The sequence below is a fragment of the Klebsiella sp. 1SOBk10mer genome (assembly GCF_046602535.1).
Lineage (GTDB): Bacteria > Pseudomonadota > Gammaproteobacteria > Enterobacterales > Enterobacteriaceae > Klebsiella > Klebsiella quasipneumoniae.
In genome coordinates this window covers 50,586-75,985 of the sequence record NZ_JBKIUP010000001.1, presented here as the reverse complement: position 1 = coordinate 75,985, position 25,400 = coordinate 50,586, and the positions used below count along the sequence as shown (strand labels likewise).

At 60.2% G+C, this 25,400-nt stretch carries 17 protein-coding genes and 2 pseudogenes; 3 read left to right on the top strand and 16 right to left on the bottom strand.

Features of this window, described 5'->3' with window-relative positions; genetic code table 11:
- Nucleotides 1-29: 29 nt before the first annotated feature.
- The 11 genes from ACLH1I_RS00345 to ACLH1I_RS00295 form a co-directional block, all read right to left on the bottom strand.
- Nucleotides 30-1,109, bottom strand: coding sequence for a Gfo/Idh/MocA family oxidoreductase (locus ACLH1I_RS00345; RefSeq protein ID WP_053810092.1), 1,080 nt, complete (start codon nt 1,107-1,109; stop codon nt 30-32).
- Nucleotides 1,110-1,226: 117 nt separating this feature from the next.
- Nucleotides 1,227-2,705, bottom strand: a complete 1,479-nt coding sequence (gene der, locus ACLH1I_RS00340) for a ribosome biogenesis GTPase Der (RefSeq protein WP_004144309.1) — start codon at nt 2,703-2,705, stop codon at nt 1,227-1,229.
- A gap of 113 nt (nt 2,706-2,818) precedes the next feature.
- Nucleotides 2,819-3,997, bottom strand: coding sequence for an outer membrane protein assembly factor BamB (bamB, locus tag ACLH1I_RS00335; RefSeq protein WP_004201895.1), 1,179 nt, complete (start codon nt 3,995-3,997; stop codon nt 2,819-2,821).
- Nucleotides 3,998-4,007: 10 nt separating this feature from the next.
- Entirely contained in the window at nt 4,008-4,628 is a 621-nt protein-coding gene (locus ACLH1I_RS00330) for a YfgM family protein (RefSeq protein ID WP_004201892.1), read from the bottom strand.
- A gap of 34 nt (nt 4,629-4,662) precedes the next feature.
- Complete coding sequence (hisS, locus tag ACLH1I_RS00325; protein ID WP_004201891.1) at nt 4,663-5,937, bottom strand: histidine--tRNA ligase; 1,275 nt, start codon at nt 5,935-5,937, stop codon at nt 4,663-4,665.
- A gap of 91 nt (nt 5,938-6,028) precedes the next feature.
- Nucleotides 6,029-7,150: a flavodoxin-dependent (E)-4-hydroxy-3-methylbut-2-enyl-diphosphate synthase gene (gene ispG / locus ACLH1I_RS00320; RefSeq protein WP_004201890.1), complete on the bottom strand. Its 1,122-nt coding sequence runs from the start codon at nt 7,148-7,150 to the stop codon at nt 6,029-6,031.
- Between the two features lie 26 nt (nt 7,151-7,176).
- The gene (gene rodZ, locus ACLH1I_RS00315) at nt 7,177-8,169 is read right to left on the bottom strand and encodes a cytoskeleton protein RodZ (RefSeq protein ID WP_004201889.1); all 993 of its coding nucleotides are present in this window, start codon (nt 8,167-8,169) and stop codon (nt 7,177-7,179) included.
- Nucleotides 8,170-8,445: 276 nt separating this feature from the next.
- Entirely contained in the window at nt 8,446-9,612 is a 1,167-nt protein-coding gene (locus ACLH1I_RS00310) for a bifunctional tRNA (adenosine(37)-C2)-methyltransferase TrmG/ribosomal RNA large subunit methyltransferase RlmN (RefSeq protein WP_002913894.1), read from the bottom strand.
- A gap of 358 nt (nt 9,613-9,970) precedes the next feature.
- Complete coding sequence (ndk, locus tag ACLH1I_RS00305; protein WP_064187551.1) at nt 9,971-10,402, bottom strand: nucleoside-diphosphate kinase; 432 nt, start codon at nt 10,400-10,402, stop codon at nt 9,971-9,973.
- Nucleotides 10,403-10,562: 160 nt separating this feature from the next.
- Nucleotides 10,563-12,887 carry a peptidoglycan glycosyltransferase PbpC gene (pbpC, locus tag ACLH1I_RS00300; protein ID WP_151628847.1) on the bottom strand — a complete coding sequence of 775 codons (2,325 nt, stop codon included), beginning with the start codon at nt 12,885-12,887 and terminating at the stop codon, nt 10,563-10,565.
- A complete protein-coding gene (locus ACLH1I_RS00295) occupies nt 12,888-17,837 on the bottom strand; it encodes an alpha-2-macroglobulin family protein (RefSeq protein WP_198079914.1) in 4,950 nt (1,649 codons plus the stop codon). It abuts the gene before it with no gap.
- 206 nt (nt 17,838-18,043) lie between these two features.
- Here ACLH1I_RS00295 and sseA point away from each other — a divergent pair, with 206 nt between their 5' ends.
- The 3 genes and pseudogenes from sseA to ACLH1I_RS00280 all read left to right on the top strand — a co-directional run bounded on the left by sseA (nt 18,044) and on the right by ACLH1I_RS00280 (nt 20,665).
- Complete coding sequence (gene sseA / locus ACLH1I_RS00290) at nt 18,044-18,901, top strand: 3-mercaptopyruvate sulfurtransferase (protein WP_151628851.1); 858 nt, start codon at nt 18,044-18,046, stop codon at nt 18,899-18,901.
- A 164-nt stretch (nt 18,902-19,065) separates the two neighbouring features.
- Nucleotides 19,066-19,716, top strand: a pseudogene (locus tag ACLH1I_RS00285) (DUF5066 family protein).
- A gap of 101 nt (nt 19,717-19,817) precedes the next feature.
- Nucleotides 19,818-20,665 (top strand): annotated as a pseudogene (locus ACLH1I_RS00280) (hypothetical protein).
- A gap of 66 nt (nt 20,666-20,731) precedes the next feature.
- Here the strand turns inward: ACLH1I_RS00280 and sseB are convergent.
- From sseB to hscA, 5 genes are all read right to left on the bottom strand, one after another.
- Nucleotides 20,732-21,508 (bottom strand): enhanced serine sensitivity protein SseB, encoded by a 777-nt coding sequence (gene sseB / locus ACLH1I_RS00275; protein ID WP_004201877.1) that lies wholly within the window; start codon nt 21,506-21,508, stop codon nt 20,732-20,734.
- 96 nt (nt 21,509-21,604) lie between these two features.
- A complete protein-coding gene (gene pepB, locus ACLH1I_RS00270) occupies nt 21,605-22,891 on the bottom strand; it encodes an aminopeptidase PepB (RefSeq protein WP_004201874.1) in 1,287 nt (428 codons plus the stop codon).
- A 107-nt stretch (nt 22,892-22,998) separates the two neighbouring features.
- Nucleotides 22,999-23,199 (bottom strand): Fe-S cluster assembly protein IscX, encoded by a 201-nt coding sequence (gene iscX, locus ACLH1I_RS00265; RefSeq protein WP_002913954.1) that lies wholly within the window; start codon nt 23,197-23,199, stop codon nt 22,999-23,001.
- A gap of 1 nt (nt 23,200) precedes the next feature.
- Nucleotides 23,201-23,536 (bottom strand): ISC system 2Fe-2S type ferredoxin, encoded by a 336-nt coding sequence (gene fdx, locus ACLH1I_RS00260; RefSeq protein WP_004201872.1) that lies wholly within the window; start codon nt 23,534-23,536, stop codon nt 23,201-23,203.
- Nucleotide 23,537: 1 nt separating this feature from the next.
- Nucleotides 23,538-25,388 (bottom strand): Fe-S protein assembly chaperone HscA, encoded by a 1,851-nt coding sequence (gene hscA, locus ACLH1I_RS00255; protein WP_004201870.1) that lies wholly within the window; start codon nt 25,386-25,388, stop codon nt 23,538-23,540.
- Nucleotides 25,389-25,400 lie beyond the last annotated feature (12 nt).

The window sequence follows — 25,400 nt, the reverse complement described above, 5'->3', positions numbered from 1 at the left end:
ATCTGCATCTATTTTACCATGTTCCGGGTTTAATGAGGGCCGCGTAATTGCTGCTGCAACCTGAGCAGCCACTCCACTTCCTCAAGCCGACGCCGCGTCAGCCCGGCCACGCTTTCGGTCGCCCGGGTAAACACATTCTCCGCGCCAAGGATCTGCTCATCGAGACAGTGCGCATAGATCGCTCCGGGCCGGGTCCAGCGCTGGATCCGCTCACCGTCCTGTAGCGTCGCCACCTCGCCATCAGGGGCGCGATCGAGGGCGAGCATTCGCCCATCCCGCAGCCCTATCCGCATTCCCTTTTGCCCGCCCGCGGGACCAGCATATTTGTTAAGCCAGATATTCAGCGGGATATCGCCCAGACGTCCCTGCAGATGCGCCTCTCCCTCGGCGGTGACCATATCCCCATGAGCAATGTCCCGGCCGAGACGGTCTTTCACCGCCCGGACGGCGAGCTCCAGCGTCACATCGCCTCCGCAGCCGAGCAGGGTTTCACGCAGCATCGCCAGGACATGGGTACCGATATCGAGGATCACGCCGTCGGGATGACGCAGCTGCCGGGTATCCAGCTCGCCGGTGGCAAAGTTGAGCGCGACCGGTTCTCCGGCAGCGTTAAAGCCGCTTGGCTCCAGCAAATAGCCTTCGATCCAGACGATATCCTGCGCTGAAAGGTGCGGCGGCGGCAGGCCGCTGGCCTCCTCTTCCGCCTGCCACGGCGGAGCAAGAGCGTTCAGCGCTAACCCACGCGCCATCCAGTGGTCGAGGGCCAGCACGCGACCGGCCTCCCTGGCCGGCGCCAGCAGCGCCCGCAGCCGGGCGGCCTGCTCAAGGTTGGCCACAATCGGTTTCTCCACCACGATGCGGGGAATGGCGCTGGCTAACGCCCTCTCCAGCACAGGCAAGTGCTGGAGAGATGAGGTGGTAATGAAGAGCGTATCCAGGGGTTCGGCCAGCAGCGCCGACAGCGAATTGCGGCGCTGGATCCCCGGCAGCGCTCTGCTGCTATCCAGATCATAGCCCTGGCAGCTATCAATACGGTATCCCAGGCGGCGCAGCGCCGGTAAATAGGCAGTTTCCACCACCGCGCCAAGGCCGATAAAACCAATCTGCATAATAAGTCCACTTTTGAGCCGGTCTGTTTCCGGCGAAGTATCGCGGGATTATGGCGCAAGGTTTTGACATTTACCGGCGCGGCGGCCACAAAAAACCCGCCGAAGCGGGTTTAATGATTATTTGCTTTTCTTGATGTGCTTGATCAGGCGCTTACGTTTACGCATCTGGTTCGGCGTCAGGGTGTTGCGCTTGTTGGCGAACGGGTTTTCCCCTTCCTTGAACTGGATACGGATTGGCGTGCCCATCACGTCCAGGGATTTACGGAAATAGTTCATCAGGTAGCGCTTGTAGGAATCCGGCAGATCCTTCACCTGGTTACCGTGGATCACCACGATAGGTGGGTTGTAGCCCCCGGCATGGGCATATTTCAGCTTCACGCGTCGGCCGCGAACCAGCGGTGGCTGATGATCTTCCGCCGCCATGTTCATGATCCGGGTCAGCATCGCGGTGCTTACGCGGCGGGTAGCGCTATCGTAGGCTTCACGTACCGATTCAAACAGGTTGCCGACGCCGCTGCCGTGCAGGGCGGAGATGAAGTGCACCCGGGCAAAGTCGATAAAGCCCAGACGATAGTCGAGGGTCTCTTTCACCTGCTCCTTCACTTCCTGGCTCAGACCGTCCCATTTGTTGACGACGATCACCAGGGAGCGACCGCTGTTGAGGATAAAGCCCAGCAGCGACAGATCCTGATCGGAGATGCCTTCACGGGCATCAATCACCAGCAGCACGACGTTGGCGTCTTCAATCGCCTGCAGGGTCTTGATGACCGAGAATTTCTCCACCACGTCAGTAATTTTGCCGCGCTTGCGCACCCCGGCGGTATCGATGAGCACGTATTCGCGCTCGTCACGCTGCATCGGGATGTAAATGCTGTCGCGGGTAGTGCCCGGCATATCGTAAACTACCACGCGATCTTCGCCGAGGATGCGGTTGGTGAGCGTCGATTTACCGACGTTGGGACGTCCGACAATCGCCAGTTTGATCGGCAGATCCTGCGGATTGAAGTCATCTTCAGGCTCTTCTTCCGCTTCACCGTTCTGCTCAGCTTCGAATTTTGCCCAGTATTCGGCGTCTTCATCCACCTCCTCCTGCGGATTAACCTCATCTACCCATGGCAGCAGGGCCTGCTCCAGCAGGCTGGTCACGCCGCGGCCGTGCGAAGCGGCAATAGGATAGATATCGCCCAGGCCAAGCGACCAGAAGTCCGCCATCGCCTGGTCGACGTCGATGCCGTCGGTTTTGTTAGCCACCAGGAAGGTGGGCTTTTCACGAGAGCGCAGGTGTTTAGCGATCGCGATGTCCGCCGGCATCAGGCCCGCGCGCGCATCGACCATAAACAGCACCACATCGGCCTCTTCGATTGCCAGCAGCGACTGCTCCGCCATCCGGGTTTCCACGCCCTCTTCCGTACCATCAATACCACCGGTATCGATACAGATGAATTCGCGGCCTTCGACTTCGGCCCGACCGTACTTACGGTCACGAGTCAGCCCCGGGAAATCCGCAACCAGCGCATCACGAGTGCGCGTCAGGCGGTTAAAGAGCGTGGATTTTCCAACGTTAGGGCGCCCGACAAGCGCGACCACAGGTATCATGTTAAATGCCTCATACAATCACTAAGCAACATCGTCATAACGACGTTTTTAAAAAAGTCAAAACGGCCCCTGTCTGCCAGGGGCCGTTTCTTAATCACTCACGACAGCGGTAATTAACGCGTAATCGCGTACAGCGTACCGTCTTTCGCCTGGATCAGCAGTCGACCATCGGCCACAACCGGGTCGGTCAGGAAGCCGGAGCTGTCCACTTTCTGCTGCGCCACAAAATGGCCATCTTCCGGGTTCACCCAGTGCATATAGCCTTCGCTATCGCCGACCACCAGATTGCCATTATACAACACCGGCGCGGTCAGCAAACGGTGCAGCAGATCGCTTTGTGTCCACAGGGTCACGCCGCCATCGGTAGTCAGCGCCAGCAGGCGGTCATTCTGGTCAACCAGATAGATACGGTTGCCATCGACGATGAAATCATTCACCGAACCCAGCTCGCGTTTCCACATAATCTGGCCGCTACGCAGATCCAACGCGGTCAGGTTACCGTTATAAGCCAGCGCATAGACAACGCCGTTGACGATAATCGGCGTGGTGTCGACGTCGCTCAGACGGTCGATTTCCGTCGGCCCGGTGGCCGTGGAAATACGCTGCTGCCAAATCATCTGCCCCTGCTGCATCAATACCGCGCTGACGCGGCCATTGTCGCCGCCCACGATCGCCGCGCCGTAGGCGGTGGCCGGAGCGGATTCGCCGCGCAGGGAGAGCGCAGGCATATCCAGGTTCACCGTCCATTTCACGGCGCCATCGGTCTCATTCAGCGCCTGCAGCTGGCCGTTACTGGTGTGGACCAGCACCATGCCATCGCTCACCACCGGGCGCGACAGCGCTTCGCCGGCGACGCGGGTTTGCCAGGCCACGGTACCATCGCTGGTATTCAGCGCATACAGCTGCGCTTTTTCACTGCCGATATAAACATGGCCGCCCGAGACGGTCACACCGCCGGAAAGCAGCGCCGGGGTACGCGAGAACCAGCCATCTTTCTCCGCAAGATTCACCGACCATACCTCTTTACCGTCGTCGGCGTTCAGCGCTTTGACGGTGCCTTTACGGTCAGCGGCATAAACCACGCCGTCGGCGAAGGCCGGATGAAGGTTAGAGTAAAATTCGCCGATACCATCGCCAACCGAGGTGCTCCAGGACGTGGACGGCGTAAACTGGTTTTCTACCGTCGGCAGCGGTGACATTTTCACCACATCTTCTTCGCTATTAAACAGCGAACACCCGCTCAGCAAGGTAACGGAAAGCAGCCCTGGCAACAGTAATTTACGCAATTGCATCGAGTCCCTCTCAGATGGACAAATTATTCATTTTCATACGCATCATTTCGCTGAGCGCAGGAGAAGCATCGCTTTTCACGCCAGCTTCCCACGCCGCACGGGCCCCTTGCTTATCGCCTTTGCTCAACAGAATTTCGCCGCGCAAATCAGCCACAATAGCGGTCCAGCCTTCACCTTTAATGCTGTCGAGGGTTTTCAGCGCCGCATCAGCCTGCTTCATCTGCAGTTGAACGCGGGCAAGACGCATACTGATAACCGATTTCAGATTATCATCAGACGCGGCAGCCAGCCCCTGCTGAAGCTGCTTTTCGGCGTTCGGCAGATCGTTCTGTTCAACAAAATGCTGTGCCAGCTCGAGAGAAGCGAAGGCGCCGTAGGTATTTTTATTGTCAGCCGCGAACTTCTCCGCCCCTGACAGCACTTCTGGCGTATTTGATTTCAGCGCGGAAGTCGCCTGTTCGTAAGCCAGCGACGCGTCTCTGGCGGTATCCTGCTGATGGGAGGTCCAGTAGCGCCAGCCAACCAGCGCGCCAATCCCTAAAATCACCCCGACCGCCAGCGCTTTGCCGTTTTCGGCAAAGAAGCGCTTCAGCGCATCGACCTGATCGTTCTCGTTGTTAAAAGTTTCCACGCAGTCCTTCTCCTGACTAATAATTCCCGGGAGATTAACCCAGAAGTGTGCGCAAATGCGCGGCAACGCTCTCCTGCGTTACGGTAGTTTGCTCACCTGAGCGTAAATCCTTCACTACCACGTTTCCGTCAGCGATCTCTGACTCACCCAGCACCAGCGCGACGCGTGCGCCCCACTTATCAGCGCGGGCGAACTGCTTCTTAAAGTTGCCGCCGCCGTGGTTGGTCATCAGTTTCACGCCGGGTAGCGCATCGCGAACCTGCTCAGCCAGACGCATGGCGGCGGACTGAGTATCGGTTCCGGAGGCTACCAGGTATATATCGACAACAGGATCGGCTTTAAATTCCGGATTCACTGCCTGGACCAGTAAAACAAGACGTTCCAGCCCCATGGCGAAGCCCACGCCCGGGGTGGCACGACCGCCAAGCTGCTCAACCAGACCGTCGTAACGGCCGCCGGCACAGACGGTGCCCTGGGAACCGAGACTGGTGGTCACCCACTCAAACACGGTGCGGTTATAGTAGTCGAGACCGCGCACCAGGCGCTGGTTGACGGTATAGCGGATCCCGGCATCGTCAAGCAACGCGCACAGGCCGGCAAAGTGGGCTTTCGACTCTTCGTCGAGATAATCGCCGAGCGCCGGCGCGTCGTTCAGCAGCGCCTGCACGTCCGGGTTTTTGGAGTCCAGCACCCGCAGCGGGTTGGTATACATCCGGCGTTTGCTGTCTTCATCAAGCTTATCGGTAAACTGCTCGAGATAAGCCACCAGCGCGTCGCGGTAGTTGGCGCGGGCTTCCAGCGAACCGATGGAGTTCAGCTCAAGGCTAACGTGATCGGAGATGCCCAGCTCACGCCACCAGCGCGCGGTCAGCATGATCAGCTCCGCATCGATGTCCGGCCCCTGCAGGCCAAAAACTTCGGCGCCGATCTGATGGAACTGGCGGTAACGGCCTTTCTGCGGACGCTCGTGGCGGAACATCGGCCCGACGTACCACAGGCGCTGTTCTTGATTGTACAGCAGACCATGTTCGATGCCGGCTCGTACGCAGCCCGCAGTCCCTTCCGGACGCAGCGTCAGGCTGTCGCCGTTGCGGTCCTCAAAGGTGTACATCTCTTTTTCAACCACGTCGGTCACTTCGCCGATCGCGCGTTTGAATAACGGGGTCTGCTCTACAATCGGCAAACGGATTTCGCTGTAACCGTAGCTACCGAGCACCTGCTTCAGTGAGCCTTCAATGCGCTGCCAGAGAGCGGTTTCGCCCGGCAGATAATCGTTCATGCCACGGATGGCTTGAATGTTCTTTGCCACGTTTATTCTCTTTATATATACAAAAATGAACCCCGGCGCCTCGCGCCCGCAGGTTCAATCATACACGGGAAGCGTATCGCTTCCCAACACGTTATTTTGCTTCAAGCTGTTGAACGTCAATCCGACGGGCTTCATCGAGCATCGAGGCTTTGGCGCGGATCCGCGCTTCAAGCTGGTCGATCATGTCGTTGTTGTCTAGGCGATCTTTACGCACGCCGTCTTCATACAGGCCGCTTTTCTTGTTGCCGCCGGTCACCCCGAGGGTGGAAACCAGCGCTTCGCCCGGGCCGTTCACCACGCAGCCGATGATCGAAACATCCATCGGGGTGATGATATCTTCCAGACGTTGCTCCAGGGCGTTCACCGTACCGATAACGTCAAACTCCTGACGCGAACAGGTCGGGCAGGCGATGAAGTTAATACCGCGGGAACGGATACGCAGCGATTTGAGGATATCGAAGCCAACCTTGATCTCCTCCACTGGATCCGCCGCCAGCGAGACGCGCAGCGTATCGCCGATCCCTTCGGACAACAGCAGCCCAAGACCGATCGCCGATTTCACCGCGCCGCTGCGCGCACCGCCCGCTTCGGTGATCCCGAGGTGCAGCGGCTGATCGATCTGTTTCGCCAGCAGGCGATAAGACTCTACCGCCAGGAAGACGTCAGAGGCTTTAACGCTGACTTTAAACTGATCGAAGTTAAGGCGATCGAGATGATCAACGTGGCGCATGGCAGATTCGAGCAGCGCCTGCGGCGTCGGCTCGCCATATTTTTCCTGCAGATCTTTTTCCAGCGAGCCGGCGTTGACGCCAATGCGGATCGGGATGTTTTTATCCCGTGCGCAATCTACGACCATGCGGATGCGCTCTTCGTTGCCGATGTTGCCTGGGTTGATACGCAGGCAGTCGACGCCATATTCTGCGACTTTCAGCGCAATACGGTAGTCAAAGTGGATATCGGCGACCAGCGGGACGTTGACCTGCTGTTTGATCAATTTGAACGCCTCAGCGGCGTCCATCGTCGGAACAGAGACGCGGACAATATCCGCGCCTACGCGCTCTAACGCTTTGATTTGATTTACGGTCGCAGCCACATCAGTGGTGCGCGTATTGGTCATTGACTGAACGGCGATGGGGGCCCCATCGCCAATTGGCACATTACCAACGTAAATACGTTTAGATTTTCTACGTTGAATCGGAGCCTGGTTATGCATGAAAAATCTCCCGCGTTACCCGTCTGTTACTGCGCCGGTGATGATTCGGCATTAAGGGTCAGACGCGCAACCTGGTTAGTTCTGATAAAACGACTTAAATCGACAGGCTTGCCCAGATACTGGATCTCTACCGCAGCCGGGGCGCCAATTTTCAGCTTATACGGCGCCTGACCGCTCAGGTTCAGATTTCCGCCTTTACGCTGCAGGCCGCTGAACAATTTTTTGCCGGTAGCATCGCTCACTTCCAGCCAGCAGTCGGCGGAAAAGTTCATCACCAGATCCTGCGCCGATGCCGCCGGGTTCGTCACGTTCGCCTGATCGGTCGGCAATGGCGTGGCCGGGGTAGCCGGCGCCGTCGGGGCTGCGCCTGCGGTATCGACATTGGCCTGGGAAGGCGCGACAACGGCGTTATTGTCCGCTGGCGTCTGAGCCGGTGCGCTGGTGGTCGGGGCGCTGGCGGTATCGGTTGGCGCGCTGTTCGCAGCGCTATCGGCGGTCGGGGCTGCCGGGGCGCTGGTATCCAGCGGCACGCTCTGGCTACTGGTGTCGCCGCTGTTCAGCTCAGCGGAAGACTGATCGGCCATGGTGGAGATCTCTTCCTGCTGCGCCTTATGGTCTTGCCACCACCAGGCGCCGCTCAGGCCGATAACCACAAACAGCACCAGCCAGGTGAAGCTCATCAGCCAGCCGTCGCGTTTTTTGCGACGTTTACCTAAAGAGAAGCTCTGCATTGGCGCGACTTTCGCCGCACGGATGGGCGCTTGCTTGGCCATCATCGGCAGCAGCTCGTCTTCTGGAATATGTACGAGGCGAGCATAGGAGCGGATGTACCCGCGCAGGAAGGTGGAAGCGAGGTCGGCAGGCGCCTTATCGTCTTCAATATCACGAACCGTGGACACCTTCAGGCATAAGCGTTCTGCCACCGCTTGCTGGCTAAGTCCGAGTTGTTCGCGGGCGTGACGCAGACGCGCGCCCGTGGTGTTTGCTTCTTGATGATCTTGAGTGGCTTCAGTATTCATTCGCTACAACTACTGGTACGTGAAATTTAAAGTTCAGCGCGGGAAAAAGCCGGCGCCGCGAGACATCTGTGGTACGTCAGCCTCACAGTATAGGACTGTCAGCCGCGCGATCACAGAGACGAATCAAAATTGAATGCTAAGCGGTTGTTGTGCCGCTACATACTGCCTCAAAGTCGACAAAAACGCACCGTAATTATTAACCGAATCAGCGTATTTCGCCTGGCTATAGGTCATAAATATGGCCCGTGCCGCCTGCGCTGCACGGGCCATCATTTGTCAGACCGCTTTTACGTCAATCGCTTCGCCCTGCATCCGCTTACGCAGCGTGCGCTTGGTACGGTCGATAACATCGCCCGCCAGCTGACCGCAGGCGGCGTCGATATCGTCGCCGCGCGTTTTACGCACGATGGTCGTAAAGCCGTACTCCATCAGGACTTTGGAGAAACGGTCGATGCGGCTGTTGGAGCTGCGGCCATACGGCGCGCCCGGGAACGGGTTCCATGGGATCAGGTTGATCTTACACGGCGTATCTTTCAGCAACGCCGCCAGTTCGTGGGCGTGCTCGGTGCCGTCGTTGACATGATCCAGCATCACGTACTCGATGGTCACCCGGCCCTGGTTGGCGTTGGACTTCGAAATATAGCCGCGCACCGAGTTGAGGAAGGTCTCGATGTTGTACTTTTTGTTGATCGGGACGATTTCGTCACGAATGGTATCGTTCGGCGCGTGCAGGGAGATCGCCAGCGCGACGTCGATCATATCGCCGAGTTTATCCAGCGCCGGCACCACGCCGGAAGTCGACAGGGTGACGCGACGTTTGGAGAGGCCAAAGCCGAAATCGTCGAGCATGATTTCCATCGCCGGAACGACGTTGTTGAGGTTCAGCAGCGGCTCGCCCATGCCCATCATCACCACGTTGGTGATCGGACGTACGCCGGTGGTCTTCACCGCGCCGACGATTTTCGCCGCGCGCCAGACCTGGCCGATAATTTCGGAAACCCGCAGGTTGCGGTTAAAGCCCTGCTGGGCGGTGGAGCAGAATTTACACTCCAGCGCGCAGCCTACCTGGGAGGAGACGCACAGGGTGGCGCGGTCTTCTTCCGGGATATAGACGGTCTCGACGCGCTGATCGCCAACGGCAATCGCCCATTTGATGGTCCCGTCGGTTGAGCGTTGTTCTTCAACTACTTCCGGGGCGCGGATCTCCGCCACTTCTTTCAGTTTACTGCGCAGGACTTTGTTGATGTCAGTCATCTCATCAAAGTCGTCGCAGCAGTAGTGATACATCCATTTCATCACCTGATCGGCGCGGAATGGCTTCTCGCCCATGTTTTTGAAAAACTCGCGCATCTGCTGACGGTTTAAATCCAGCAGGTTGATTTTGGCATCTTTGTTCGGCACCGTCAGAGCGGCGGTATCAGGCGTGACAATTTGTTCAGACATAATGTTTTCCGGCCTCGTTATTACACGTTATGGCCCCAGGTGGGTTGAAAAAGAAACGCCCCGGAGAGCGACAGCTCGTCCAGGGGCGCTATATTCTACAAATTCTGGCGCATCATTGCCACGTTTGCACAAAGCAATGATAAAAAATCTGTAACTGACTGCTCAATCCTCTAAGGCTTTTCGATTGTCGCAAGGCGGCAAGCAAGTGACAAATTCGTCGGGAACGAATTTGACCAGCCGTAGGCTGGCCTCCGGTGAGAGGCAGGAGCCTCTCATTAATCCCCGGGAGCATAGATAACTATGTGACCGGGGTGAACGCGCGCAGCCAACGCCGCGACGGTCGAAAAGACGACGAGGATTAGCGAGTGCGCGGGCAAACCTCGCCTTCAGCAAAGAAGAACGCGATTTCGCGAGCAGCGGATTCTACAGAGTCGGAACCGTGGGTGCCGTTCTCGGTGAAGCTGTCAGCGTAGTCAGCGCGCAGGGTACCCGCCAGCGCGTTTGCCGGGTTGGTCGCGCCCAGCAGGTCACGGTGACGCTGAACCGCGTTTTCGCCTTCCAGGACGGAAACCACGATCGGGCCGGAGGTCATGAACTCAACCAGACCGTCGAAGAACGGGCGACCTTCGTGCTCAGCATAGAAACCACGAGCCTGATCAACGGTCAGGTGCAGCATTTTGGTGCCGACGATTTTGAACCCTGCAGCTTCAAAGCGGGAAAAGATGCTGCCAATAACGTTTTTTGCCACCGCGTTTGGTTTGATGATGGAAAAAGTACGTTCAATAGCCATGATTACCTCTAATTAAATGTTCTGTTGTTGCACATACGATCGTATGGCCTGGCGCGCATTATAATGAGCATCCCCGCCCCTGCCTACGGATGAAGGTAACATTTTGTTAAAATAAGATGAGTATTGAAAACACAAACCGCCAACAACAAATTTACCCTGGTTATTGCAGGGTGAAACGCGCGGCCGCCGTTTGCCCTGCCTCATCCATCACCACCAGCTGCCACTCGCCGGGCTTATCCAGGGTTAGCGTGGTTCTCGCGCCGGCGGCATCTATCGGCTGGCCGTTGATAAACCACCAGCGCCGCCCTTCCCCGCCGCTGGTTTGCAGGGGCAACATCACCCGCGCCTCGCCCGGCAGACGTTTAATCACCGCCCCCTCGCGGACCCCGGAGAGCACCAGCGGTGCGACATCCTGAGTTTGCAGCGGCGGACATGCCCTTGATGCCGGCCCCAGACGCGCGGCGCGACGCTCACCCGGCGGTAGCCAGGGTTCCAGCGGCAGCGGCCAAACCTCAACCACCGTTTCGCGCGCCCCGGGACAATCCGCCGCCACCCGTTCGCCGTGTTCATTACGCCACACTGGGAAGCGGATCCCGCGCACGCCCTCCTGCCCCGGCAGCAGCAGGGTCGGCGGCTGGCTGTCTTCCAGCAGCCAGCTGGCCAGGCGACGACGGCAGTTGCTGTCGCCCGCCGGCAGCGCCTGGCCGCCGGGCCAGCATAGCGTCCCGCGGCTGACCGTTGCCGGGCGCGGATCGACCGGCAGGCCGCCGCGGCTCATCGCCGGGCGGGCGAGCAGCAGATTATTGACCTGATTGAGCAACGGCACCGCGCTGGCGAAACCAAACTGCCCCACCACCGGCGTACCGTCCGGACGCCCGGTCCAGATGCCTATCAGATAACGCGCATTGAGACCCACCGCCCATGCATCGCGATACCCGTAGCTGGTGCCGGTCTTCCAGGCCAGCGGCGCCACTTGCGGGAGTGAGGCATCGGGAACCGGTTGCGCTTCGCCGGCCAGGATGCGCCGGACGATCCACGCCGCCCCCGGGGATAGCAGCGCCTTTTCCACCAGCGGGTCTCCGGGCTTCATGCGCAGCCGCGCCGCCTTCCCGTGGCGGGCAAAGGCGCTGTATGCCGCGACGATATCTTCCAGCCTCGCCCCGGCGCCGCCAAGGATCAACGACAGATTTGGCTCGGCGCCGGCGGGCAGCATCAGGGGCAACCCGGCATTGCGCAAATTCGCCGCGAAACGTTTGGGCCCGTAGGCTTCAAGCACCTGGACCGCCGGCAGATTCAGGGAGCGCACCAGCGCCTCGCTGGCGCTCACCGGGCCGTGAAAGCCGCTGTCAAAGTTACCGGGGCGATAATCGCTAAAGCGCCGCGGCACATCCTGCAATAACGACGACGGATGAATCAGCCCCTCATCCATCGCCAGCGCATAAATGAAGGGTTTCAACACCGACCCCGGCGAACGGACCGCCGACGCCATATCAATGTGGCCAAAGCGGCTGTCGTCCGTAATATCCGCCGAACCCACCCAGCCGCGGACTTTCATATCCGTGTGATCGACCACGACCATCGCCAGCGAACTGCGCGGCGGCAGGCGCGATTTCCAGTTCAGCGCCAGATCCTCAAGCTGCCGCTGGAGTCCGGCATCGAGGGTCGTCACCACCTTTTCATCACCACTGCTCGCCAGCGCCCGACGGGCGAAGAGCGGCGCCAGCTGCGGCATCTGGCGCGGAAACAGCCACACCGGCTCCTCCATCGCCTCCTTTACCGCCTGCTCCGGCCAGACGCCCTGACTGACCATACGCGCAAGCACTTTATCGCGCGCCGCCTGGGCCCGCTGCGGCCAGCGGTCCGGACGTAAACGGCTGGGCGCCTGGGGCAGCACCGCCAGCAGCGCCGCCTCGCCGTAGCTAAGCCTGGCAGGCGGCTTCCCGAGATAGGCCCAGCTGGCCGCGCCGATACCCTGCAGGGTGCCGCCAAACGGCGCGCGGTTCAAATAGAGGGTCAGAATGTCGCTTTTTGACAGATGCCACTCCAGCTGCAGCGCACGCCATAGCTGGCGCAGCTTGCCGCCGAAAGTGCGGGGGTGGGGATCGAGCAGGCGCGCCACCTGCATGGTAAGCGTGCTGCCGCCGGAAATGACCCGCCCGGAGGTAAGATCCTGCCAGGCGGCGCGCACTACAGCGAAGGGATTGACCCCCGGATGGCGCCAGAACCAGCGGTCTTCATACTGGATGAGCGCCTGAAGATAACGCGGCGACACGTCGGCGAGAGTGACCGGATAACGCCAGACGCCCTGCGCGTCGGCAAACCGCCACAGCGGCGTCCCGTCTTCCGCCACCACCACGCGGGCGGGCGTAACGTCCCGCAGCGGCAGCGGCCACAGGCGATCGGCAGCCAGCACCGCCAGCCACAGCAGAAAAATAAACGCCGCCAGCCCGCGCCAGCAGCGTTTTACCCGAGGCAATACGCGCATTTACGGCGTCACGGTGAGCGGGCCGCTGGCCGCTCCGGTCGCCCGCCACTGCGGCACATACATCGATTCCACCTGCGGCTGCGGGACCTGATAAGTGCCCGGCGTCACCGCTCGCGCCAGATAGACCAGCGTCACCGGCTGACCTTCATTGACCGCGACTGCGGCGACGAAGCGGTCATCGCGGAACTCGATATGCTGAATATCCGCCTGCTGCATCTGGTTAAGCAGGTTTTGCACCGCTTCGCCATTCTCCTGCAGGCTGGCGCTGCTGTTGGCCAAATTCTGGTTTTCCAGCTCCAGACCGGCTGGCAACAGATCAACCACCAGCGCGTCAGGCACGTTGCGTTTGGCGGTCACCTCCAGCTTGACGAGTACCAGTTCGCCGCTGCGCAGTGATGACAGCGATTTCTGCTGCCCCTGGGTATCGAAAATAGTTCGTTCAATCCCCAGGACGTTACCGCCCGGCTGCGGCGCGCTTTGCGGATAGCCGCTGCTGTCGAGGCGCAGCCACAGCGGCTGGCTGCCGGTGTTGCTCACCTGCAGTGCCGCCAGCCGATCGCCGTCGAGGTTGCGGGTTTGCGCTTTGTCGCCGGTCAGCGGCTCCGCCTGCAGCGAGGTTTGCGCCTGCCAGCTGCCCGGCAGGTCGGCCAGCGTCCGTCCGGCAAGGAACAGGGCGTTGGTTTCCTGGGTCGACAGCCAGCGCTGGCCATAGGCCTCTTCCGACAGCGTGCTCAAAAGCTGATTTTGCACCTCCGGCAGCAGCTTATTCTCTTCCAGCAGCGCCAGCTTCAGGGCGTCATCGCGAAGCGGGCTACCGTAATCGCCCAGCCAGCGATTCTCATCCTGACGCGGGGTGGCAACCGCCAGCTTCAGGGCGGCGTCGCCGCGCGGCGCATCGCCCATGGTTTTCAGCGCGATGCCGAGCTGCAGCAGCGGCAAGCCGGAACGCGCCTGGTCGTGACGGATCCAGATTTCACGCAAGGCGCCGAGGGGGGCTTTTTGCTGACGCGCCAGCACCAGCGCGGCATAGGTCTGAGCGGCAAAGCGGCTGGCCTGGGCGTCGTCGCTGTAGCGTACGGTCATCAGCCCCGGCTCCTGCAGGTAGCGCAGCAGGCGTTCATTGCCTTTATTGATAGCGTTGACCGGCACGCTGTAACCCTGCTCGCCGGCGCGAACGAGGAAATCCATGGCGTAAGCGGTCAGCCAGTACTCTTCCGGCCCCTCTTTATCCCATAGCGCAAAGCCGCCGTTTTCCAGCTGCATCTGCAGCAGGCGCGAGATGCCGACATCGATTGCCGCGCGGCGTTTTTCGTCGCTATCGCCGCTGATGCCCAGCGCCTTTAGCTGCGCCGCGCTGGTATACAGGGACGGGAACAGACCGCTGGCGGTCTGCTCAAGGCAGCCGTAAGGATAGGCTTTCAGATCGCGGATATAACGCGCGAGATTCAGCGGCGGCTTGCCGCTGAGCAGCAGCTGGCCCTGCAGCGTCTGCGGGGCGAAACCTGCCGATTGTGCCGCTGGCGCCTGCCAGCTTTCGCCGGGCTGCAGCACGGCGCCGCTGTTGACGGTCTGCGCCGGGAACGCCGGACGAACGCCGATTTTCCACTGTTTCTGCAGCGGGGCGAAGGTTTCCCCCGGCAGGCTCAGGCCGCTGATCGTGGCGTTCACCTGGCCATCGCCGAAGCCCGCCAGCGCGCTCACCGGCACAAACAGCGTGCTGCGTGCCCCCGGCGCCAGCTGCACCGGCGGCAGTTGACCCTCGGTCAAGGACACCAGCCCGCTGGCGGCAAGATGCACCTGCAGGGTTTGCGGTTTATCGGTCAGGTTGCTGAGATCCAGCGCCAGACGCGTAGTGTCGCCGCTGGCGAGGAAGCGCGGAGTGTTCAGCTCGGCGATGACCGGGGCGGCCACCACCACTTTATCTTCGCTGCTGCCAAAGTCATTCGCCGTCCAGGCCTGAGCCATCACCCGCAGTTCGCCGTTAAAATCACCGATCGGCAGCGTCACCGTCCCTTCGCCCTGATCGTTCAGCACCACCGGCTGCGCTTGTTGGGCGATGATGGTCACATGGTTAACCGGCGGTTTACCGCCACGTTTTAACTCGTCGCCATCGCCGCCGAAGCGCAGGCTGGCCACACGTCCCTGTCCTTCAATGACCTGGCCGTAAATATCATAGATATCCGCCCCATAACGTTTCTGGCCAAAGAAGGCGTTCCACGGATCCGGGGTGGCGTAATCGGTAATATTCAGCACCCCGCTATCGACCGCCGAGAGCAGAACGTTCACCTGTTTCGGCGCCTCGCCCTCTTTGACGCTGGCTTTCACTTTCACCGTCAGCGGCTGGTTGGGGCGCATTTTATCCGGGGCCTCCAGCGCCAGCGTCAGGCGACGGTTTTCATCGCCCAGCGGCAGATGCAGCAGGCCCACCGCGCGTTTCGGCGTCGCCGAGCGGGATTTATCGCCAGGACGAACCACCAGCGTGCTGAGGTAGAGGTCGTGGCGATTCCAGGCTTTATCCACCGGGATCGACAGGTCCATCCCCTCGGCAGGTACGTCAATCTCCTGCCACCACAGCGGCCCTTCGCTGGATTCCACCATCGCGTAGCCTTTACCCGCCGCCGGGGCAGCAATGTGCAGCCTGATGGTGTCACCCGGCTTATAGCTCGGTTTATCCAGCTTCATGGTGACCCGGTCCGGGCGCGCTGCGCCGGTGCCTTCGCTGTTATCCTGCCAGCTGTAGCCCGCCCAGAAGCGCACGCTGCTGACGACATCGTCCGGTCCTCTCACCTCCAGGCGATAGGAGCCCCACTCTACCGGAAAGCTCACTTTACCGATCTGGCCGGCCTGCAAATCCAGCGACTCCTCGCCCTCCTGCAGATCTTTTTGATCGAACTGCGACTGCCAGCCTTCGCTGTCGGACCAGTTCCAGTAATAATCGCGGCGCTCGCGGATCAGCCGTACCTGCAGACCGGAAACGGCTTTTTTCTCGCCTTTGGCGTCGGCATAGACGATATCAAACGCGGCGTTGCTGTTTTCATCCACCACCGGCTGCTTCACCGTGGTGTCAGTGCGGTAGTCGTAAACGTCCTGCAGGGTAAATTGCGGGCGGATCCCCGGCAGCGCCTCGGCAGGCCAGATCGGCTGCATAACCGTACGGGTGACCGGACGCCCGCCGGACTCCAGCAGGCTCGCCTGCAACACCACCTGCAGCGGCGAATGGCTATCCTGCCACTGGCTTGAGGTCGTCACTTCACCATGGCCGTTTTCATCCAGCGTCAGCTGGACTTCATCAAGGCTGCGGGAGAGATTTTCTTCCGCGATATCGCCGAACTGGAAGCCCGGCAGAGCGGCGACGGCGTCGCGCAGCGGGCGCAGGAACAGTTTGCCCTGCAGCTGGTTGCCGCTGGCCGGCGCGCCGTAGAGATAAGCGCCGCTGACGCCAAAGGCGACATCGGCATTCGGCGCGACAGGCGCCGCCTGCGGCGTCAGCTTCAGCGCCATGCGTTCCGGCATGAAGTCTTCGACGTGGAAATCCCATTCGCGGGGCTGATTGTCGCCAGTGCTGGCGCGAATGTGCCACATGCCGGTGGCCGCGCCGCTGTCGAGCGGATAAGTAAACTGGTACAGGCCGTTAACCGGCTTGCTCATCACCGAGCGGATCACCTGGCCATCCGGCTGGACCACCTCCAGCTTCACCGGCTGTTCCGCCAGCGGCTTGCCGTCGCTATCGCGCAACAGCGCATTGAGGATCACCGTTTCGCCCGGACGATAGAGATCCCGTGGGCCAAACATAAAGAACTGTTTACTGAAGCCAGGCGCGCCGGCAATGGAGAACTCCGCCAGATCCAACGCCGGCAGTTTGAGGTCAAGGAGCGTGGTCTGCCCCTCTTTGCGCGCCAGCAGCAGCGCGGCTTCTTTATCGGTTTGCAGGGTGACGTGACCCTGGCTATCGCTTTTCGCCTGCGCCAGGGTCTGCCCTTTGGCGTTGAGCAGCTGGACGTCGATACCAGACTGGGCGGCGCCGTTTTCCAGGCTCTGGGTAAAGACGTCCAGCCGGTTATGGTAACGATGCGCCGACACGCCGATGTCGCTAAGGGTAAACAGCGTCGCCGCGTTGCTGTAGCTATAATGACCCGCCGGGTTCATGACCGCCACGTAGACGCCAGGCTGCTGGAGCGGCTTGATGTCGCTCAGCGGCAGCAGCAGCTTTTCGCGGGTATTGCGCGCCGGATTGAGGTCAAAGCGGCCGCTGTATACCAGATCGGCCATCTTCAGCAGCTCGTCGGATTCCCAGTTGCTTAATGAATTGCGGTATTCCCACTGACTGACGAAGGCCGAGAGCGATTCCGGCTTAATGCGGAAGAAGTTCACGTCGACGTTATCGACGTTCAGCGCCATCACCGGCAGCCCGGCGATCACGTTGCCCGGCAGCAGCGAGCCGCGGCTGGCAAACCCAACGCTTGGCGCGATATCACGGGTGGTCAGAGTCTTCTCGAATGGTTTATCGAGCGTCGCCTTGTTCAGGGCGACCAGCGTCGGGTCGACCGAGACAATCAGCTCGCGCTTTGGCTCCAGGTGACGCAGACGCAGCTCTTTGAGGTTCGGCGCCAGCTCCCAGGCGCCATCTACCTTACCGCTCTTCTTATCCACCAGGTGTACGCTGCGGGAGAAATCCTGGTCCGGCTGCAGCGGCACGGAAAAGGTTAGCACCAGGGTCGCGGCGCCATCCAGCTGCACCTCCGAGGCGTCGAGCAGCGTCAGCGCTTTGCCCTGACTTTTTTCCGCCAGCGCCGCCAGCTGGGCGCTGTCCGGTTTTGCCGCCGCGCCAGGGCCGCTATCGGCGGCCGGCGTCGGGGCCGTAGCCTGCGGTGCACCGCTGTCATCACACCCGGTTAATGAAAATGCGGTAAGGAGCGCCAGTGACAGCGCCGCTAAACGAAATGGTTTCATCCTTCTAACCCCTCGGCCGGTGGGCCTGATGCAAATTATCACTTTTTATTATGCGTTAAGGCGGCGCTTCTCAACAGTGATGACGCGGGTTTCTGCCGATTAATCAGAAAAGTGCCGTGACGTCGTCCCCACTCTGGCGTCCTTAACTTGTCAGCACCCGATAAAACGCCGACAATTCAGTCATGAATAGTAAAACGGAGGCACCTATGTCCACCTCGTTTTTTGTCGCCGCCGACTGGCTGGCGGAACATATTGATGACCCGGAGATCCAGATTATCGACGCCCGCATGGCGCCCGCCGGACAGGAGGCCCTGCGCGATATGGCCGCGGAGTACCGCGCCGGCCATGTGCCGAACGCGCTGTTTTTCGATATCGAGGCGCTGTCCGAGCACACCAGCCCGCTGCCGCATATGATGCCGCGCGCCGAGGCGTTTGCCGTCGCCATGCGCGAACTGGGCGTCTGCAGCGATAAGCACCTCGTGGTTTATGACGAAGGCAATCTGTTTTCCGCGCCTCGCGCCTGGTGGATGCTGCGCGCCTTTGGCGTGGAGAAGGTGTCGATTCTGGCCGGTGGACTGGAGGGCTGGCGCCGCGACGAACTGCCGCTGGAACAAGGGGTGCCGGAGGTGGCCGAAGGGGAATTCGACGTGCGCTTCGATCCTCAGCAAATTAAGCGCCTGACCGACGTGCTGCTGGTCAGCCATGAAGGGTCGGCGCAGATTGTCGATGCGCGTCCGGCGGCCCGGTTTAACGGCCAGGCTGACGAACCGCGCCCGGGCCTGCGGCGCGGGCATATCCCCGGCGCGCTTAACGTGCCGTGGACGGATCTGGTGATTAACGGCGAGCTGAAGACCGTCGACGAGCTGAACGACATCTTTTTGCGTCAGGGCGTCGATTTTGACCGGCCCATTATCGCCAGCTGCGGCTCCGGCGTGACGGCGGCGGTGGTGGTGCTGGCGCTCACCACGCTTGGCGTGAACGGCGTCTGCCTGTACGACGGCTCATGGAGCGAATGGGGGGCGCGCAGCGATCTGCCGATTGAACCGGCTCCTGCCGCTCAGTAAACGCCGTATGGCCGCGGGCGCCCCGTTCCGCGGCCACTAAATAATTTCTGATTTTCCCCGCCTCTTTCTCCTGCCAGCCGCTAAACCGGTTACTCTGTGCTGCCGCAGGGCTTGCGCCTGCCGTGTTCGCTTTACTGCCGCCCACTATATAAGGAAATTGAATGATGGCTTTTTCATTACCGGATCTCATGGATGTCGTACACAAGCACAACCGCAATCCCACCCCAAAACCGATGCCCGTAGAGGAAGTGGATCGCCTGTGAGTACGGAAATACCGCGATCCGCAAAATAGCGAAACCGTGGCGCTTCCGGAAAGTTTGAAAGCGCTGCTGGCTTACGATTGCCAGCTGACAAGCCCCCACGGTCAACGGGTGCTGGAATCGGTTCTGGACGCCATTGATGAACATGGCGTCCTGCTTTCCGACTCGCTGGATGAAGATGCTTATTATATGAATGGCCTTGATATGATCGGGCTGGATATTGAAGAGCTGATGCCCGTCTGGAACGACGATCCGCGTCTTCCTGCCCTGATTCGCCTCTGCCATCCTGGGGATCAGCAGGTATTTATCTATGTCACCGAGCGTGATGAACAGGGTGAATATCCTGTCGTCCGCTTCGAGGGTAAAGAGAATGACCTTTGGCTGGCAGAATCGTCACTGATTGAATATTTGCAGGAGATTTTTGCCGGTGGAGAGGAGAGCCACGACGAATGGCAGCATCAGCAAGCCCTCAACCAGGCACGCGATGGCGCCTTGCTGGAGCTGGAATATCTTCATGAGGATCTTTACGCCAGGCTCGAAGGTTGCCCTGACTAATTCACCATCTCCCGCCGAAAGCGCGCTTAACGGGCGCCGTCGGGGCCAGCTCCAGGAGGGAGCGCTTAATCCCTAACCTGATGTCACCACAAGGAGTGAAAATGGCATTAGTCTCCAACCCACATTCTGCTTATTCCCCGCGCCTTCCCTGGCTGGGAGGCATCGCTGGCCTGCTGGTCGGCGGCGCGATCCTCTATTTTTGGCCGCAATGGAACCGAACATGGTTAAGCCTGGTTCCCGCGCCCGTTTCCGCCTATACCCGCTTTATCGGCGTCACTTTGGCAGACGTCCCGCTGATCACCTATGGTCATCAGGCGCTGCTGGGTTTTCTGATGGTGCTGCTCGCGCCCGGTTACGGTAAATCGACGCTTGCCGCATGGATGATGCACAACCCGGCGTCAAGCCGCCGCTGGCCCGGCGAGGTACTCCGTGCCTGGGTGACGAAATTTGGCCTGCTGGTCATGGTCTTTTGCAATCTGTTCTTTTTGTCCCGGGTCGGATCCGGGACCCTGGCGTTATATATTTTTATTCTCCAGCACATCAGCGTTGCCGCGGCGGTGACGTCAGGAGGGCTGCTGCTGCGTGACGCCCGACGTCTGGCCCGCAGATTCGATGCTCAGCTGGCGGATCTGCGCCTTCTGATGCTCCTCACCCTCGGGTTCCAGACGATTTTGCCGGCGCAGATCGCGCTGATGAGCGCCCGGGGCGTGAATACGCCACGCCGCTGGGCTGGTATATTGTCAGCGCGCAGATGGTGGGGGTGTTACTGGCGTTTATGCTGGTCGCCGGGCTGGTAGCAGCGCTACGCTATCTGCTGGGAGAGGAAAGGTGCCGGGCCTGGCGCGGGGATATGGCGCTCTTCAACGGCATCGTCACGCTGTGCGTGGCGGGATTTCTGCTCTATCACATGGTGTCAGCCTATCCGCGAATCGTTGCCGCCCTGCATTAATCTTTACCAACCCGCTTTGGCATCGAGCTGAAAGTATAGCGAAACCGGGGGCTGCCGCCCCCGCTGTCAGATAATGCGGTTTTGTTTGAAATCGCGCAGGAAGCTGCCCCAGCGCTTTTCATAGAACGGCGTGATATGGGCAATCATAAAGTGGCTGATGCCCTTCTCGCCGTCTACCACCTGGCAAATATCGATCGGCTCATCGCCGGGCAGGGTATCGGTGGCCACGCTGCCGGTGGTCTGAATAATGGACTCGATATCCCCTTCCGCTTCAATGCCGATAAGCAGATTAGCAGGCGCGTCGGCGTGCTCTTTGATCGAGCACAGGAACGCCCGCTTGACGGTTTTCAGCGTTTTGAACAGCGTGGTCAGCGAATCCACCATCTGCGCCGGCGGCTCGGCGACTTCAGACAGCAGCAGCGCTTCGCCCCCCTCCAGCACCGTCTGGGTGCTGAGCGGGCTGCCCTCTTCCCCGAGCAGATGGCTGATTTCCCGCGGGGTGAATTCTTTACCGCTCGGCAGCTTCGGGTTGAGGAACAGCGATTCGCCGAGAGTCATCGCCATCAGCGTGCGGGCCGGCATCATCACGAAAGCCTGTTCGTCTTCCACCGCCTGCTGCAGGGCCTCCAGCGAAGTGAAGAACGGAATGACCGACGTGCCGTCATCTTTTTCCCAGTGCTGCAGATCCAGCGCGCTATCTTCGACAATCTGCTCGCCATCGGCTGCGCTGCCCGGTACCCAGACGGTGGCCTCAAGCAGCGCGCTGAAAAATGCCGGACGATGAGCGGGCTCGGTAGCCGCTTTTTCCAGCAGGGTTTCTAATTCGTTTTTGGTTTCGGACATAGTTTGGCTACTTCAAAAATCGCCCGGCGGCGCGACGTCCGCACGGGCCTGCGGATTTTCCAGGCCGGGTAAGCGTAGCGCTACCCGGCAAGGCCATTACTCAGCCGTCAGCAGATTGGCGATAGTACGTACGCCAAGCCCCGTCGCGCCCGCCGACCACTGCTCAACGGCCGATTTGCGGTAGGTTGCCGAACAGTCGATATGCAGCCAGCCCTGGTGGTAGTTTTCCACGAAGTGGGACAGGAAGCCCGCCGCGGTGCTGGCGCCGGCCGGATAGGCGGCGCTGCCGGTATTGTTCAGTTCCGCGAAGTTAGACGGCAGCTGATTACGGTGGAATTCGGCCAGCGGCAGACGCCAGAACGCTTCATTTTCCGCCTGGGCGCTCGCCAGCAGGCGATTCGCCAGCGCATCGTCAAAGCTGAACAGCGCGTGGTAGTCGTTGCCGAGGGCGGTTTTCGCCGCGCCGGTCAGGGTGGCGGCATCGACGATCAGCTCAGGCTTCTGCGCCGAAGCGTCAATCAGGCCATCCGCCAGCACCAGACGACCTTCGGCGTCGGTGTTCATCACTTCGACGGTTTTGCCGTTGCGATAATGAATAATATCGCCCAGTTTGAAAGCGTTGCCGCTGATCAGGTTGTCGGCGCAGCACAGATAGAGCTTCACGCGCTTATTCAGCCCGCGGGTAATGGCGAAAGCCAGAGCGCCGGTGACAGTCGCCGCGCCGCCCATATCAGACTTCATTGAATCCATAAAGGCGCTCTGTTTGATGCTGTAGCCGCCGGAATCAAAGGTGATGCCTTTACCTACCAGACAGGCGTATACCGGGGCTTCTTTATCGCCGGTCGGGTTATAGTCCAGCGCCAGCAGAACCGGCGGACGCTCGGAGCCGCGGCCGACGGTGTGCAGGCCGAGATAGCCCTGCTCACGCAGATCTTCGCCTTTGGTGATGCGATAGCTCATCTTTTCGCCCGCCACGCTGCACAGCAGGTCGACGGCGCGCTGCGCCAGCTGCTCCGGGCCCAGCTCTTCCGCCGGCGCATTGATGGTGTCGCGCACCCAGTCAATAATGGTCAGACGGTTATCCAGCTCGCTTTTCTGCACATCGTCCAGGGTCGGCCATTCAACTTTTCGGGTGCCTTTCGGGCCTTTATAGCCCGCCCAGAACGCCCACGCGCGGTCGGTGTTCCAGCCTTCGCCGCTTAACGCGACATGCTTGATGCCCATGCCGTCAATTTTACGCGCCGCGCGCTGAATCAAGCCCAGGTCGTCTTTACCGTTGAGATGCAGGGCAATGCCATCATTATTAATGCTGTAAGACGCCTTCTCTCCCCAGCGCGCATCGGCTGGCTGAGTGGAAAGCGTAATCTTCATGGCTTCGGTCATTATCATTATCCTTCTTAGCAAACGGGCCACCGTATGGCAGCCCGTAACGTTCTCTCGCTCGATGATTCATCCGACTTTATACCGCCGCATAAATCATGACGCGAAAATTATTCGGCTTCGTCTAACCAGACTAACAGAATCGCCTCGAGAATTTTTTCATTGGATGCGTTCGGATCATCATCAAACTCTTCCAGATCGCAAATCCACTGATGCATGTCGGTAAAGCGAACGGTTTTTGGGTCGAGGTCAGGGTAAGCGTCATACAGCGCTTCGCCGATTTCACGACTGTCGGTCCATTTCAGTGCCATATTAGTGCTCGCGTGCGTGGTTGATGGTGTAACGCGGGATCTCAACGACCAGATCTTCGTCGGTGACGCGCGCCTGGCAGCTCAGGCGGCTGTCAGGCTCCAGTCCCCAGGCTTTATCCAGCATATCGTCTTCATCTTCGGTACTTTCCGCCAGCGAGTCAAAGCCTTCACGTACGATGCAGTGGCAGGTGGTGCAGGCACAGGATTTTTCGCAAGCGTGTTCAATCTCGATGCCGCTACGCAGCGCCGCATCCAGAATAGTCTCACCGGTCTCAGCTTCCACAACGATGCCATCCGGACACAGGTCCTGGTGGGGCAGAAATACAATTTTTGGCATTTTAAACCTCGTCCACGGATTGGCCTTTCAGCGCGATACGGACCGACTGATCCATACGGCGGGCGGCGAATTCCTGGGTTTGTGTGTCGATATTTTTAATCGCTTCTTTAATGGCGTCGGCGTCGTCGCCTGCCGCGGCGGCGCGTACCTGCTCCGCAGCAGCATCGATAGCCTGACGCTCCGCGGCGCTTAACAGCGCGGCGTCGGCGGCCAGCGCGCTTGTCAGGCTTTCCAGGACGCGTGCGGCTTCTACTTTCTGTTCAGCCAGCATGCGCGCCTGAATATCCTGTTCGGCGTAGCTCATCGAATCTTTAATCATGGTGGCGATTTCGCCATCGGTCAGACCGTAAGACGGTTTCACCTGAATAGAGGCTTCCACGCCGGTCGATTTTTCCATCGCCGTGACGCTCAGCAGGCCATCGGCATCCACCTGGAAGGTGACGCGAATATGCGCCCCGCCCGCCGGCAGCGCCGGGATACCGCGCAGCGCAAAGCGCGCCAGCGAACGGCAATCCTGCACCAGCTCACGCTCGCCCTGCATCACATGAATGGACATCGCCGTCTGGCCATCTTTGAAGGTGGTGAACTCCTGGGCGCGGGCCACCGGAATGGTGGTATTACGCGGGATCACTTTCTCCACCAGACCGCCCATGGTTTCCAGCCCTAACGACAGCGGGATAACGTCGAGCAGCAGCAGTTCGCTGTCCGGCTTGTTGCCGACCAGAATATCGGCCTGGATCGCCGCGCCAATGGCGACGACTTTGTCCGGGTCAATGGCGGTCAGCGGAGTGCGGCCGAAGAATTCGCCTACGCGCTCGCGCACCAGCGGCACGCGGGTCGAACCGCCGACCATCACCACTTCCAGCACCTCTTGCGCCTCAACGCCAGCGTCTTTCAACGCCCGGCGGCAGGCCATTAACGTGCGTTTTACCAGCGGGGCGATCAGATCGTTAAACTGGCTGCGAGTGATATCGCCCTGCCAGCCGCCGACCTCAACGTGCGCCACCTCGGCATCGCTAAGGGCAATTTTCGCCGCGATGGCGGCATCCAGCAGCTCACGCTGCAGGCGGTTGTCGCTACGGTCGCTGAAGCCCGCCTGCTCGCGCAGGTAGTCCGCCAGCAGATGATCGAAATCATCCCCGCCGAGGGCCGAGTCGCCGCCGGTAGCCAGCACTTCAAACACCCCGCGGCTTAAGCGCAGAATAGAGATATCGAAGGTACCGCCGCCGAGATCGTAGACCGCAATCACCCCTTCCTGGCCGGAATCAAGGCCATAGGCGATAGCCGCCGCGGTCGGTTCATTAAGCAGGCGCAGCACGTGCAGACCCGCCAGACGCGCCGCGTCTTTGGTCCCCTGACGCTGGGCGTCATCAAAATAAGCGGGAACGGTGATCACCACGCCGTCGAGCTCGCCGGCCAGCGCTTCAGTGGCCCGGGCTGCCAGCGCTTTCAGAATATCGGCGGAGACGCGAATCGGGTTCAGCAGGCCGCCGGCGGTCTGGATCATCGGCAGGCCGTTTTCACTGGCCTGCAGCTGATACGGCAGATGCGGATAGCGATGTTGGATATCGGCGAGGGAGCGCCCCATCATCCGTTTCACGGAGCTGATGGTGTTGGCGGGATCCTGGGCGGCGTTCAGCCGGGCGTCATAGCCGACGGTCAGCCCCGATGCGTGGTAGTTCACCACCGACGGCAGCAGATAGCGGCCTTGATGATCGGGCAGAGTCTCGGCCTGGCCGCTACGCACGGTAGCCACCAGAGAATTGGTGGTGCCCAGGTCGATACCGGCCGCCAGACGACGCTGGTGCGGCGCGGCGCTCAGGCCGGGCTCACTAATTTGTAATAAGGCCATAATTGCTTCCGA